We start from the raw sequence: 12683 nt of genomic DNA on the forward strand, positions 1-12683 counted from the left end.
AGCGTCTACGGTTGTCGCCATGACGCCCTCACCGCGCCCCACCCGAGGACTCACGCTCGGCAGGGCCTTCGGCGCCCGCATCGTCGTCCAGCCGTCGACCCTGGTGATGCTGGTGTTGCTCGCGCTGCTGTTCGCCACGAGCGGCGGTGTGGAACTCGATCGCCGCACCTTCACCATCGGCCTCGTGCTGGCGCTCTTGCTCTTTGTCTCGGTCTTCCTTCACGAACTTGCGCACGCCGCGACCGCCCGTGCGTTCAAGCGCGACGTGAGCGAGATCGTGTTGACGCTGTGGGGTGGCCACACCGCCTACGACGCCCGCGGCCTGACGCCGCTCGTCTCGGGTGTCACGTCCGCATCGGGGCCCGTGGCGAACCTGGTGATCGCTGGCCTCGCGTGGCTGCCGATCGCCACCGGCCTGCTCGAGCCCTCACTCGTGCAGTGGCTCAGCGGCTCCGTGACGGTCTACGGCATCGTGGCGTGGCTTGCCTGGGCGAACCTCGTGCTCGCCGCGTTCAACGCCCTGCCAGGCATCCCCATGGACGGTGGACGAGTGCTCGAGGCGATCGTGTGGGCGGTCACAGGGAATCGCTTCCGCGGCATGATCGTCGCCGCGTGGGGCGGCAGGGTGGTCGCGGTGGGTGTCCTGATGGTCGGGCTGAGCGTCCCGTACCTCCAGGGACGCACGCCCGACCTGTTCGACATCGGCTGGTCGCTGCTTATCGTCGCGATCCTGTGGCCCGCCGCCACCCAGGCCCTGCGCGTCGCCAGGGCGCTCGACAAGCGCTCGGCGGTGACCGCCCGCGCGCTCGCGGTCGGCGCCGTCGCGCTTCCGTTCAGCGTCTCGGTGGCCGATGCGAGGGCCGCGGCGAGCGCCGCGGGCGCCGACGAGGTGGTGGTCCTCGGGGCCGATGGTGCGGCGGCCGGCCATTTCCCGGTGGCGTTGACGGAGGCGGTCGAGGAGGCAGCACGTCCCTCGACAGGGTTGCAGTCCGTCACGATGCCCCTGCCACGCGGCGCGGCCGTGCCCATCGACGCTGACGGCGACGCGCTCGTGGACGCGCTGCAGGAGTGGTGGGGAAGGACGGACGTGTGGATCGCCGTCGACGAGGGCGCGATCGTGGGCGTGGTGCGCCTGGCGGACGCGATGAAGGCCCTGCAATAGCGCGACCCTAGACTGGGGCCCATGACCTCATCCCCCTTCCCACGGGCGCCGCCGAGCGCCGCGGCCCGCTGCGTGCGGGCGACCGCGTGCGCCTGACGGACGCCAAGGGACGTCACCACACCATCGTTCTTGAGCCCGGCAAGACCTTTCACACGCACCGTGGCCAGTTCGGTCACGACGACATCATCGGCCAGCCCGAGGGAACGGTCGTCACGAACACCGCAGGCTTCGAGTACCTCGTGCTGCGTCCCCTGCTGAGCGACTACGTCCTGTCGATGCCCCGCGGTGCCGCGGTCATCTACCCGAAGGACTCCGGCCAGATCATTCAGATGGCGGACATCTACCCCGGTGCCCGGGTGGTGGAGGCGGGCGTGGGCTCCGGTGCGCTCACCATGTCGTTGCTGCGCGCCGTGGGCGACGGTGGCTCGCTGACGTCCATCGAGCGACGCGAGGACTTCGCGGACATCGCCCGCGGCAACGTCGAGTTTCACTTCGGTGGTCCGCACCCCGCGTGGGACCTGCGCATCGGCGACTTCGCCGACAGGGTCGGCGAGATCGGTGAGGTCGACCGCATCGTCCTCGACATGCTCGCCCCGTGGGAGAACCTCGATGCCGCGGCCGATGCGCTCGCCCCCGGCGGCGTCCTTCTCGCCTACGTCGCGACCACCACTCAGTTGTCGCGCCTCGCGGAGGCGCTGAAGGATCACGGCGGATACACCGAGCCGCAGGCGTGGGAGTCGATGGTGCGGACGTGGCACCTCGAGGGCCTGGCTGTGCGTCCGGACCACCGCATGATCGGTCACACCGGCTTTTTGCTCACCACCCGCCGCATGGCACCCGGCGTCGATGCGCCCTTGCGCAAGCGTCGTCCGGCCAAGGGCGCGTACGGCGAGGACGAGTGGAGCGCCGAGGACCTCGGCGAGCGCGCCGTGTCGGACAAGAAGATCCGCCGTGTGCGCCGGGATGCGACCCGACCCGCGGCCGAGCAGGGGGAGAACTGATGGTGTCCGAGGGACAGGACCGCGTCGCCGCGCTACAGGCGCGCAACGCCGAGCCTGCAGCGGTTGCTCGAGACGGCACGCCAGTCGCTGGGTGAGATGCGCGAGAAGGCTCGCCGAGGCATCGGCGCCGCCACAGACCTTCGCGACCTTCGTCCAGTGGGCGGGGGAGCACGCCGACGTCGTGAGCGGCGGCCGTCGCCTGCGCGTGGCGGTCCTGCCCGGCGTGCCGCGCGACCTGGAGCCCGGCGCCGAGGTCCTCATGAACGCGATGAGCGTCATCGTCGGTGTCGCTGAGGCAGAGAAGGTGGGCCAGAGCGCCCTCGTCCGCGAGGTGCTCGACGACGACCGCGTGCTCGTGGTCGCGCGCGGCGAGGACGAGCGGGTCGTGATGCTCACGGGAGGCGACGCCAGGGCGCGCCTGACCGAAGGCGACACCGTCATCATCGATGCCCGCACCGGCTTCGCCACCGAACGGGTGGACCGCTCCGGCGTCGAGGCGCTGCTGCTCGAGGAGGTGCCCGATGTCGACTTCGGCTCCATCGGTGGCCTCACCGCCCAGATCGAGCGCATCCGTGACGCCATCGAGCCTGCCGCTGCGGCACCCCGACCTCTACCGCGAGCACCGCCTTAACCCGCCGCGGGGCCTGCTGCTGTACGGACCCCCGGATGCGGCAAGACGCTCATCGCGAAGGCCGTGGCCCATTCGCTCGCCGATGCCGTGGGCGCCGACCGCTCATACTTCCTCTCGGTCAAGGGCCCCGAGCCTGCTGAACAAGTACGTGGGCGAAACCGAGCGGTACATCCGCACCATCTTCGAGCGCGCCCGTGCCAAGGCAAACTCGGGTGCGCCGGTCGTGGTCTTCTTCGACGAGATGGAGGCGCTGTTCCGCTCCCGCGGCACCGGGGTGAGCTCGGACATGGAGACGACGATCGTTCCGCAGCCTGCTGACCGAGGCTCGACGGCGTGGAGCAGGTAGGCAACGTCATCGTGATTGGCGCCTCGAACCGCGAGGACATGATCGATCCGGCCATTCTGCGCCCCGGTCGCCTCGACGTGAAGATCGAGATCTCGCGTCCCGATGCCGCGAGCGCGCGAGACATCTTCTCCAAGTACCTCACCGCCGACCTGCCGCTGTCCGGCGCGGCGCTCGCGGCCACAGGCGGCGACGCTGGGGCGGCCGTCAAGGCGCTCGCGGACCACGCGGTGGATCGCCTGTACGCGGATCCCGCCAACAAGGCCCACATGTCGGGTGCGCTGCTGCGCAACGTCGTTGACCGCGCCAAGACCCTCGCCATCAAGGACGTGATCCGTGGCGGCGAACGCGGACTGACGGCCGTTCACCTCGAGAAGGCCTGCGAGCAGGAACTGGCCGAGGCGCGAGCCGTGGCAGCCTCGACGCTGCGGGAGGGCTGAGTGAGGCTCGTCGGAATCGAGACGGAGTACGGCATCGCGGATCCCGCGCGGCCACAGGCCAACCCGATCCTGATGTCATCCCGCCTGGTCGAGGCATGCCGCGGATGGGCGGACGGCCACACCACACGCTGGGACTACGGCGGCGAGGACCCGCTGCAGGACCAGCGCGGGCAGCGACGTGACAGGGCATCGGCCCATGCGGACCTCCTCACTGACGCGTCTGAGTACGACGCCGTCGCCGGCGGCGTGAGCCTGCGACGCAGGCGGGGGTCCTGGGAGGATCCCGCGCACCTGAACGCCGTGCTGTCCAACGGTGCGAGGTTCTACGTTGACCATGCCCACCCGGAGTACTCCGGGCCCGAGGTGACCACGGCCCACGATGCCGTCCTGTGGGACCGCGCCGGCGACGCGATCGCGCTGGCGGCTGCGGAACGCTACGCCGTGGACGAGGACGGCACCGTCGCGTTGTACAAGAACAATGTGGACGGCAAGGGCTCGAGCCTACGGCACCCACGAGAACTACCTCGTCGAGCGTGCCACCGACTTCGGAGATCTCGCCACGCGCCTGACCGCTCACCTCGTCACGCGGCAGGTCTTCACCGGCGCGGGGCGCGTGGGGCTCGGGCAGCGCAGCGAGCGCGCGGGCTTCCAGCCTGTCACAGCGCGCCGACTACATGGAGGCCGAGCTCGGACTCGAGACCACGCTGCGTCGCCCCATCGTGAACACCCGCGACGAACCCCACGCGGAACGCGCGCGGTGGCGGCGCTTGCACGTCATCATCGGCGACGCCAACTGCCTGCAGGTGCCCACATACCTGAAGATCGGCACGACGTCGCTCGTACTGAGTGCCATCGAGGCGGACGATGAGCGCCTGGACGCCCTCGTCCTCGCCGACCCGGTGAGCGCCGTTCAGCAGGTATCTCACGACCTCACGCTGCGCGCCGCGCTGCCCCTGGCATCGGGGGAGCAGGCCACGGCGATCGAGATTCAGCGCGCCCTGCTGGAAATCTGCCGCGACTACGCCTCCGACGCCGACGACGCTCTCGTGGTGGCGCGGTGGGAGCAGATCCTTGCGGTCCTGGCACGCGATCCCATGGAGGCCGCGGCGGACGTGGAGTGGGTGGCAAGGCTCCGCCTGCTCGGCAGGCTGCGCGACAAGCATGCGAGCGTGGCGGCGGACGGCGCCGTCACACCGCTGGCCTGGGACGCGCCGATGCTCGCCGCGCTCGACCTGCAGTGGAGCCGGCTCGGCGACGGCTGGGCCGCACGGCTCGAAGGCGCCGGACAGACCACCGTGCTCGTCGACGCTCAGGAGGTCGCCGCGGCGGTGACGCGGGCGCCACAGGACACTCGGGCACGTCTGCGTGGCGGCATGGTCGCCGCGCGGCCCGAGCCTTGTCGATGCGGCGGGCTGGTCGAGCGTGGTGCTGGACCGCGACGGTGACCACCTCGAGGTGGTCCACCTCGACGACCCCCACCAGGCGACGCACCCCCTGCTCGACCCGTTGATGGCGGGGCGGTGACGGAAGCGAGCCACGGCATCGGCCGGGTCTAGACTCGCTGGTATGGCTCAGACTTTCTCCTCCGGACAGCCCTACGAGGACGATGCGCCGGAGCCCGCCCCCGCACCTGCGAAGGCGGAGTCCACCGACGCACTCGACTCGTTGCTCGACGAGATCGACGACTCGCTTCAGGTCAACGCGGAGCAGTTCGTGCGTTCCTTCGTCCAGAAGGGCGGGCAGTAGTCTCGACCGCCACCGGCTTCGCGACCGACATTCCCGCACCCCTCGAGGTTCCCGCCGCACGGCGCATCTTCGGCCTCGAGACCGAGTTCGGGCTTCACCTTGACGCGCCCGGCGCGCGCACGGTCACGCCCGAGGAGGTGGCGGGGCACCTCTTCCACTCGGTGGTGCGGTGGGGCCGCTCGTCGAATGTGTTCCTCACGAACGCGTCGCGGCTCTACATCGACGTGGGCGCTCACCCCGAGTATGCGACCGCCGAGTGCGACACCCTCACGGACCTCATCGCCTCGGACAAGGCCGGCGAGCGCATCGTGCAGGCACTCGTGGCCGAGGGGGAGTCGCGGCTGGCCGAAGCCGGCGTCGCGGGCGAGATCCACCTGTACAAGAACAACACCGACTCGGCGGGCAACAGTTACGGCTGCCACGAGAACTACCTTGTGCGTCGCCGTGCCGATTTCCGCGCGTTCGCCTCGGCCCTGTTGCCGTACCTGGTGACGCGCCAGATCGTCACGGGGGCGGGGACGATCACGCGTACGCCGGAGGGTGCGCACTACTCGTTCTCGCCGCGGGCCGACCACATGTGGGAGGGTCTCAGTTCCGCGACCACGCGTTCGCGGCCCATGATCAACACCCGCGACGAGCCGCACGCGAACGCCGAGCCTGTATCGCCGCATGCACGTGATCGTCGGCGACTCGACCATGGCCGAGCCGACCACCCTGCTCAAGGTGGGCGCCACCGACCTGATGCTGCGCCTCATGGAGGCGCACGTGCGCCTGCCGGACCTCACGCTCGCCAACGAGATGCAGGCCATCCGGACCGTGGCGCATGACCTCAGCGGTACGGCCACGGTCGAGTTGGCCGATGGTCGCCACGTCACCGCGGTGGAGATCCAGTCCGCGTACCTCGACGTGGTGCGCTCGCACGTGGGTGGCATCATCGAGCCCACCGCGGAGGTGGAGTCCATCCTCGACCTGTGGGAACGCGGCATTCGTGCCGTCGCGGAGGACGCCTCACACCTGGTGGACACCGAGTTGGACTGGGCGATTAAGCGTCGCCTCATCGCGCGCTATCAGGAGCGATTGGGGTGCTCGCTTGGCGACCCGCGCCTGGCGCGACTCGAACTCGCGTTCCACGACGTGTCGCCGGAGCGTGGGCTCTATCACCGGCTCGTGGGCCAGGGACTCATCGCGACCGTCGTCGATGACGCCGCGATCGAGAGCGCGCGGACCGTGGCCCCTCAGACCACGCGCGCGCGGTTGCGCGGAGCGTTCGTGGAGGCGGCCTCCACCTCGGGTCAGGACTACACGGTGGACTGGGTGCACCTGAAGGCTCACCGGGGCGAGTAGGACGGTGCTCCTCAAGGACCCGTTCCGCCACGTCGATGAGCGCGTCGATGCGCTCATCGAGGGTCTTCAGGCAGGCCCTCAGGGCGCTTGAGCATCCCCGTCGCGCCGCTAAACTGAACCATCCCCACCCCCGCCCGAGAGGACGACCCATGCGTCGCATCATTGCGCCCGTTGCCGCGGCCGCGGTGACCCTTGCGGCGTGCACGGGGCCGTCGCCCGATCCCTCCGTGACCGCATCGGCAGCGGGGGACATCGCGCAGATCACGGTGGGCCAGTCCGACACCCTCGCGCCGTCGTTGACGTACGAGGCAGGGCTCACGTACACGGACCAGCAGAGCGCGGTCATGTGGAACGGGGACGGGGCCGCCCTGGAGGACGGCCAGCCGCTCCTGCTCGACCTGTACGGCGAGTCGCTCTCCGACGCGACGCCGGTCGTCAACACCTTCGACGGCCTGCCCCAGTCGTTTGTGCTCACCGAGGAATCGCTCGGCGAGGACCTATATGCGAGCCTCATCGACCTCAATGTCGGAGCGCGCGTGCTGACCGTGTCGCCCGGCGACGGCAGCGAGGACAAGCCGCCTGTCGCGATCGTCATGGACGTGCGCTCGGAGACCGCTCAAGGCGACGAGGTCGCGGCCCCGGAATCGATGCCCGCGGTGTCGCTCGACGTGGATGGCGCGCCGCAGGTCACCGTGGCAGACGACGCGCCGACGGTGGACGATCTCCAGATCGCGACCCTCATCCGCGGCAGTGGCCCTCAGGTGACCGCAACGTCGCGCGTGTTGGTCAACTACACGGCGTTTTACTACGCGGATGGTGAGAACGCGGAGGACGGCGCGTGGGAGGCGGGGGATGTGTTCCGGACCTCATGGCCCGCCGATGTGGAGCCGCTGACCATAGATATGGATGCCGGTGACACCGTCACGGGCATCACTCAGGGCATCCTCGACCAGACCGAAGGGTCGCGCGTCGAGCTCGTCATTCCCGCGACGATGGGCTATCCGTCGCGTGGCACGATGGTTGTCGTCGTGGACATCCTCGACGTGTGGAACTCGGAGGAATAGTGGGCACTGCCGTCAGGGTGATTCCGTGCTTGGACGTCGACGCGGGGCGTGTGGTGAAGGGCGTGAACTTCGTCGAGGCTCCGTGATGCGGGCGACCCCGTCGAGCTCGCCGCCGCTTATGGCGTCGCGGGCGCTGATGAGGTCACCTTCCTTGATGTCACCGCGTCCGTCGATGGCCGTGACACGACCTATGACGTGGTGGGCCGTACCGCGGACACCGTGTTTGTGCCGCTGACGGTGGGCGGAGGAGTGCGCAGCCCCGAGGACGTCGACAGGCTATTGCGTGCCGGCGCCGACAAGGTGGGGGTGAACACCGCCGCGATCGAGCGTCCCGAGCCTGATCTCAGAGATCGCCGCACGCTTTGGTTCGCAGGTGTTGGTGCTGTCCGTCGACGCGCGCCGCTGCGGTCCGGACACGTACACCGAGTCCGGCTACGAGGTGACCACGCACGGCGGCAAGAAGGGCACCGGCATCGACGCCGTGGCCTGGGCGCGCAAGGGTCAGGAGCCTCGGGGCGGGGGAGATCCTGCTGAACTCCATGGATGCCGACGGCACCACCGGTGGATTCGACCTTGAGATGTTGCGCGAGGTGCGAGCCCAGGTGACCATTCCGTTGATTGCCTCGGGGGGCGCGGGCACGGCGGAGCACTTCGTGGAAGCCGCGCGTGCGGGGGCCGATGCCGTCCTCGCGGCAAGCGTCTTCCACTTCGGCGTGCTCACCATTGGAGAGGTCAAGGACCACCTGCGAGCAGCGGGGATCGAGGTCCGATGAGCCGCCGACCAAAGGCCGCGGATTACCGACTCACGGGATCGTTCAACCGCAAGGCCATTCAGCCTTCTGTGGCACGCGCTCAAGACCGAGCCGTGGCGCTTCGGCGTCGCCATCGGGTCCGCGGCCGTCTTCTCACTCCTGACCGTGCTCTTCGGCACGCTCGTGGGCGACATCACCGACGACGTGGTGATTCCCGGTGTCGCGGGTGACCCCATTCGGGGCTTCTGGGGCGACCTGACTCAGGACCCGACCACAGCGATCTGGATCGCGGGTGCGATCTTCCTCGCTATCGGCGTCGTGAACGCAATCCTGGTCGGTATTCGACGGGGCGTGCAGGGGATCGCCGTCGCGGGTGTGGCGGCCCAGCACCGCAGAGTGGTGGCCGATGCCCTCGCCAGCCTTCCCCTCGGATGGCACCGGGCGAACCCGTCGGGCCGCATGCTGTCCGCGATGTCTTCGGACTCCGAGAGCGCCACGAACACGCTTCACCCGTTCGCCTTCACCGTCGGCTCCTTCGTCATGATGTTCGCGGCCGGATGGACCATGTGGCGCATGGATCCGTGGCTTGCCGTCACGGGGCTTGCGGTGGTGCCCGTCATCTTCGCGATCAACTACGCCTTCGAGAAGATCATCACGCCGCAGTGGGATCTGGGGCAGTCGCGTCGCGCCGATGTCTCGACCATCGCGCACGAGAGCCTTCGAGGGCGGCACTGTCGTCAAGGCGCTCGGCGCCGAGGCCCGTGAGACCGCGCGCTTCTCGGAGGCCTCGCGTGGCCTGCAGGATGCCGATATTCGCGTCGGGCGGACCTCCGCGTGGTTCGAGCCGCTTATGGACCTCATTGTTCCGCTCGGCGCCGTCGCGCTGATGATTGTGGGTGCCATCAGGGCCGATGCAGGCTACGTCTCGGTCGGCGAGGTGGTGTCGTCGATCTATCTGGTGACGCTGATGGCGGTGCCGATCCGTGGCATCGGCTGGGTGCTGGGGCAGATGCCCCAGGCGCTCGTGGCGTTCAGGCGCATCGGCGAGATCGCCCAGGCGGCGACGGAGGTCGACGAGCCTGGCCACCGCGTACTCGCCAGGGACGGAGCCGGTGCGCTCGCGTTTGTGAACGCTGACATCGGCGCCGACGACGGCGACGGTAACCTCGCGATGATTCTTCAGGACGTGTCGCTGTCGCTCGAGCCGGGCACCGTCACGGCGCTCGTGGGCCCTACGGGTGCGGGAAAGTCGACCGTGGCGCTGGCCGCGGCGCGCCTCGCCCGGCCGGTGACCGGCACCGTGACGCTCGACGGCGTGCCGCTGGACGAGATCTCGGGGCTTGGCGATCACGTCGCACTCGTACCGCAGACGGCGTTCGTGTTCGCCGGCACCGTGCGCGAGAACGTCACCCTCGGCGGCGACTACACCGACGAGCAGGTCTGGGACGCTCTGCGTGCCGCGAACGTGGTCGACGTGGTGGAGAAGCCTTGCGCGCGGCGAGGGCAGCGGCCTCGACGGCGTGCTCGCCGAGCGCGGCATGAACCTCTCGGGTGGCCAACGTCAGCGTCTCGCGCTTGCGCGTGCCCTCGTGCGCCGTCCGCGCATCCTCGTCCTCGATGACGCGACGAGCGCGGTGGACCCGCGGGTTGAGCAGGACATCCTTCGCGGTCTTGCCGCGGACGGAGACGGCCCCACCGTGCTGATCATCGCGTACCGCCTGGCATCGATCATGCTCGCCGACAGCATCGTGCACGTCGACGCGGGCCGCGTGGTGGACTCCGGCATGCACTCCGATTTGGTGGCCCGCGATGGCGGCTACCGCGAACTGGTGCTCGCGTACGAGGAGGACTCGCGCAGGCAGGCCGAGGAAGAGGCGGGGCGCATCTGATGAGCCAGTCGATGTCGACCAAGGAAATGTTCCGCCGCGGCTTCGCGGTCAGTCCGGAGTTCAAGGTGGGGCTCGGCGTCACCCTGACACTTGCCGCTCTCGCCGCGTGCGGGCGTGCGGCGGTGCCGTTCGTGACCCAGCGCGTCACCGACCTGGGCCTCATGGCACCGGGCGGTGTCGACATCGAGGTCGTGGTCCAGTACGCGGCGCTCGGCGCCGTGGTGCTCGTCATCGCAGCATTGCTCGCATGGCGTGTGCGCCGCCGCATCGTTGCCGCAGCAGAGACCGGCCTTGCCACGCTGCGTATCCGCGCCTTCCGCAAGGTGCACGAGCCGAGTGTGCTCACGCAGAACGAGGAACAGCGAGGACGCTACGTCTCCCGCGTGACCGGTGACGTGGAGACCATCCGCGACCTGATGCAGTGGACCGGTGCGGCGATGATCATCTCCGCTCTCGAGTCGCTCGTGGTGTACGGCGTGATGGTGGCGTACTCGTGGCGAGTGTCGCTCATCATCCTGGTGGCCTTTGTGCCCATGGTGCTGTCACTGCTGTGGATTCAGCCGCGTGTGAGCCGGGCCTTCCAGCACGTCCGTGAGCGGATGGCGGACCTGCTGGCGCGCACCAGCGAGCAGATCGTGGGCGTGTCGACCATCCGGTCGTACGGCGTGCAGCAGCGCATGCGCGACGAGTTGAATGCCGAGAATGACGACATTCTGGCCGCCGAGCGGCGCGCGTCGATCCTCGCGTCGGTGAACTTCTCTTCGACCGTGGTGGGCCAGTCTCTCGCGACCGGCATGGCACTCGTGGGCGGCACGATTATGGCCGTCAACGGTCAGATGTCGGTGGGCACCGTGGTGGCAATGGCGTTCCTCGTGTACCAGTTCGCCGGTCCCGTCATGTGGATCATCGAGATGCTTGCCGAGATGCAGCGCGCCCTCGTGGGTTGGAAGCGCGTCCTCGAACTCGTCGACGAGCCCGTCACCGTCGCCGACCCCGGCGCGAACGGCACGCCGATTCCTCACGGCAGGGGTGAGGCTCGACATGGAGGGCATCCGGCTGACCTACCCGGGCGGCCCGGAGGTCCTCAAGGGCATCGACCTGTCGGTTCCCGCGGGCAAGCGCATCGCGCTCGTCGGCACCACCGGTTCAGGCAAGACCACGCTGGCTCGGCTCATGTCCCGCTTCTTCGACCCCACCGAGGGCGCCGTGCGCGTGGGCGGAGTGGACCTCAAGGACGTCCCGATGGATTCGTTGCGTCGGTCCGTCGCCGTGGTGCCTCAGGAGGGCTTCCTCTTCGATGGCACCGTGCTGAGCAATCTCGCCTACGCGTTGCCCGATGCGCCGCCTGCCGAACTGAAGGCCCGTGCGCTCTCGGCTTTCGAGTCGCTTGGCCTCGAGGGCTGGGTGGACGCGCTGCCTGCCGGGCTCGACACCCACGTGGGTCCGCGCGGCGAGCCTGCTGAGTGCGGGGGAGCGGCAACTGGTCGCCATCGCGCGCGCCTACCTGCGGGACCCCGACCTCCTCATCCTCGACGAGGCCACGAGTGCGGTGGACCCCGCGACCGAGGTGCGGATCTCGCGTGCGCTCGAGTCGTTGATGCAGGGACGCACCTCAGTGGTGATCGCTCACCGTCTCTCGACCGCCGAGCGTGCGGATCTGGTCGCGGTGATGGAGTTTGGTGAACTGATCGAGGTCGGTCCGCACCGTGACCTGGTGGCTGCGGGCGGCATGTACGCGTCGCTGCACTCCGCGTGGGTGTCGCAGACCCGCGACTGACCACACGCAGTCTCGCCCCACGCCACCCTCACCCACCCCAGTCCACCCCGTCCCCTGGCGCAAATGGCTCCATTTGCGGCGCCAAGCGCGGCTTCGTGCCGCAAATGCGGCCATCTGCGCCAGCCGGTGTGACGGATCTGGAAGGATATGCGCATGCCATTGGACGCCAGCATCGCTGACCGCCTCAAGCGCAACGACGACGGGCTTGTCTGCGCCGTCGTTCAGGAGCGCGACACCCGCGACGTTCTCATGGTCGCGTGGATGGATGACGAGGCTCTTCACCAGACCCTCACCACCGGGAGAGCGGTCTACTGGAGCCGGTCGCGACAGGAGCCTGTGGCGCAAGGGTGACACGTCGGGTCACATCCAGGAGGTCCACTCCGTCGCCATCGACTGCGACGGTGATGCGCTCCTCCTGACCGTCACGCAGCACGGACCCGCGTGCCACACCGGCACTACTACCTGCTTCGAGGCGGGCGGCGCGCTGCCCGTGATCACACTGGGAGCGGGCGAGTGAGCGGCGCGACCGCGGCT

Annotated in this window: 12 protein-coding genes and 8 pseudogenes; all 20 read left to right on the top strand. The window is 69.2% G+C overall.

Annotated features, from left to right (window positions below; all coding sequences use genetic code 11):
• The first annotated feature begins 19 nt into the window (after positions 1–19).
• The 20 genes and pseudogenes from QQK48_RS16040 to hisI all read left to right on the top strand — a co-directional run bounded on the left by QQK48_RS16040 (position 20) and on the right by hisI (position 12666).
• Positions 20–1162, top strand: coding sequence for a site-2 protease family protein (locus QQK48_RS16040; protein WP_284329107.1), 1143 nt, complete (start codon positions 20–22; stop codon positions 1160–1162).
• Positions 1163–1191: 29 nt separating this feature from the next.
• Positions 1192–2163: a tRNA (adenine-N1)-methyltransferase gene (locus QQK48_RS16045; RefSeq protein ID WP_431308437.1), complete on the top strand. Its 972-nt coding sequence runs from the start codon at positions 1192–1194 to the stop codon at positions 2161–2163.
• A 91-nt stretch (positions 2164–2254) separates the two neighbouring features.
• Positions 2255–2794, top strand: a complete 540-nt coding sequence (locus QQK48_RS16050) for a hypothetical protein (protein WP_284329109.1) — start codon at positions 2255–2257, stop codon at positions 2792–2794.
• Between the two features lie 36 nt (positions 2795–2830).
• A pseudogene (locus QQK48_RS16055) lies at positions 2831–2905 on the top strand (hypothetical protein); the annotation flags it as partial.
• Positions 2877–3140 (top strand): AAA family ATPase, encoded by a 264-nt coding sequence (locus QQK48_RS16060; protein ID WP_431308368.1) that lies wholly within the window; start codon positions 2877–2879, stop codon positions 3138–3140. The pseudogene QQK48_RS16055 and the gene QQK48_RS16060, both read left to right, overlap by 29 nt.
• On the top strand, positions 3128–3577 hold the full coding sequence (locus tag QQK48_RS16065) for an AAA family ATPase (RefSeq protein ID WP_284329111.1): 450 nt from the start codon (positions 3128–3130) through the stop codon (positions 3575–3577). Before QQK48_RS16060 ends, QQK48_RS16065 begins: the two co-directional genes overlap by 13 nt.
• Positions 3578–4009 (top strand): annotated as a pseudogene (locus QQK48_RS16070) (proteasome accessory factor PafA2 family protein); the annotation flags it as partial.
• A 46-nt stretch (positions 4010–4055) separates the two neighbouring features.
• Positions 4056–4130: pseudogene (locus tag QQK48_RS16075) on the top strand (hypothetical protein); the annotation flags it as partial.
• Between the two features lie 100 nt (positions 4131–4230).
• On the top strand, positions 4231–5022 hold the full coding sequence (locus tag QQK48_RS16080; protein WP_284329433.1) for a proteasome accessory factor PafA2 family protein: 792 nt from the start codon (positions 4231–4233) through the stop codon (positions 5020–5022).
• Positions 5023–5143: 121 nt separating this feature from the next.
• Complete coding sequence (locus tag QQK48_RS16085; protein ID WP_084078458.1) at positions 5144–5323, top strand: ubiquitin-like protein Pup; 180 nt, start codon at positions 5144–5146, stop codon at positions 5321–5323.
• Between the two features lie 29 nt (positions 5324–5352).
• Positions 5353–6758 (top strand): annotated as a pseudogene (pafA, locus tag QQK48_RS16090) (Pup--protein ligase).
• Between the two features lie 58 nt (positions 6759–6816).
• Positions 6817–7731, top strand: a complete 915-nt coding sequence (locus QQK48_RS16095; protein WP_284329112.1) for an FKBP-type peptidyl-prolyl cis-trans isomerase — start codon at positions 6817–6819, stop codon at positions 7729–7731.
• Positions 7731–8504: pseudogene (hisF, locus tag QQK48_RS16100) on the top strand (imidazole glycerol phosphate synthase subunit HisF). Before QQK48_RS16095 ends, hisF begins: the two are co-directional and overlap by 1 nt.
• A gap of 144 nt (positions 8505–8648) precedes the next feature.
• Positions 8649–9248: an ABC transporter transmembrane domain-containing protein gene (locus tag QQK48_RS16105; RefSeq protein WP_284329113.1), complete on the top strand. Its 600-nt coding sequence runs from the start codon at positions 8649–8651 to the stop codon at positions 9246–9248.
• On the top strand, positions 9175–10104 hold the full coding sequence (locus QQK48_RS16110) for an ATP-binding cassette domain-containing protein (RefSeq protein WP_284329114.1): 930 nt from the start codon (positions 9175–9177) through the stop codon (positions 10102–10104). The genes QQK48_RS16105 and QQK48_RS16110 overlap by 74 nt, the downstream gene beginning before the upstream one ends.
• Complete coding sequence (locus QQK48_RS16115; RefSeq protein WP_431308369.1) at positions 10022–10372, top strand: ATP-binding cassette domain-containing protein; 351 nt, start codon at positions 10022–10024, stop codon at positions 10370–10372. The genes QQK48_RS16110 and QQK48_RS16115 overlap by 83 nt, the downstream gene beginning before the upstream one ends.
• A 26-nt stretch (positions 10373–10398) precedes the next feature.
• Positions 10399–11208, top strand: a pseudogene (locus QQK48_RS16120) (ABC transporter transmembrane domain-containing protein); the annotation flags it as partial.
• Positions 11209–11413: 205 nt separating this feature from the next.
• Positions 11414–11716: pseudogene (locus QQK48_RS16125) on the top strand (ATP-binding cassette domain-containing protein); the annotation flags it as partial.
• A gap of 43 nt (positions 11717–11759) precedes the next feature.
• Positions 11760–12149 carry an ATP-binding cassette domain-containing protein gene (locus QQK48_RS16130; protein ID WP_284329116.1) on the top strand — a complete coding sequence of 130 codons (390 nt, stop codon included), beginning with the start codon at positions 11760–11762 and terminating at the stop codon, positions 12147–12149.
• A gap of 147 nt (positions 12150–12296) precedes the next feature.
• Positions 12297–12666, top strand: a pseudogene (hisI, locus tag QQK48_RS16135) (phosphoribosyl-AMP cyclohydrolase).
• Positions 12667–12683: the final 17 nt, after the last annotated feature.

The sequence above is a fragment of the Demequina litorisediminis genome (assembly GCF_030161615.1).
In the GTDB taxonomy this organism is placed as follows: Bacteria; Actinomycetota; Actinomycetes; order Actinomycetales; family Demequinaceae; genus Demequina; species Demequina litorisediminis.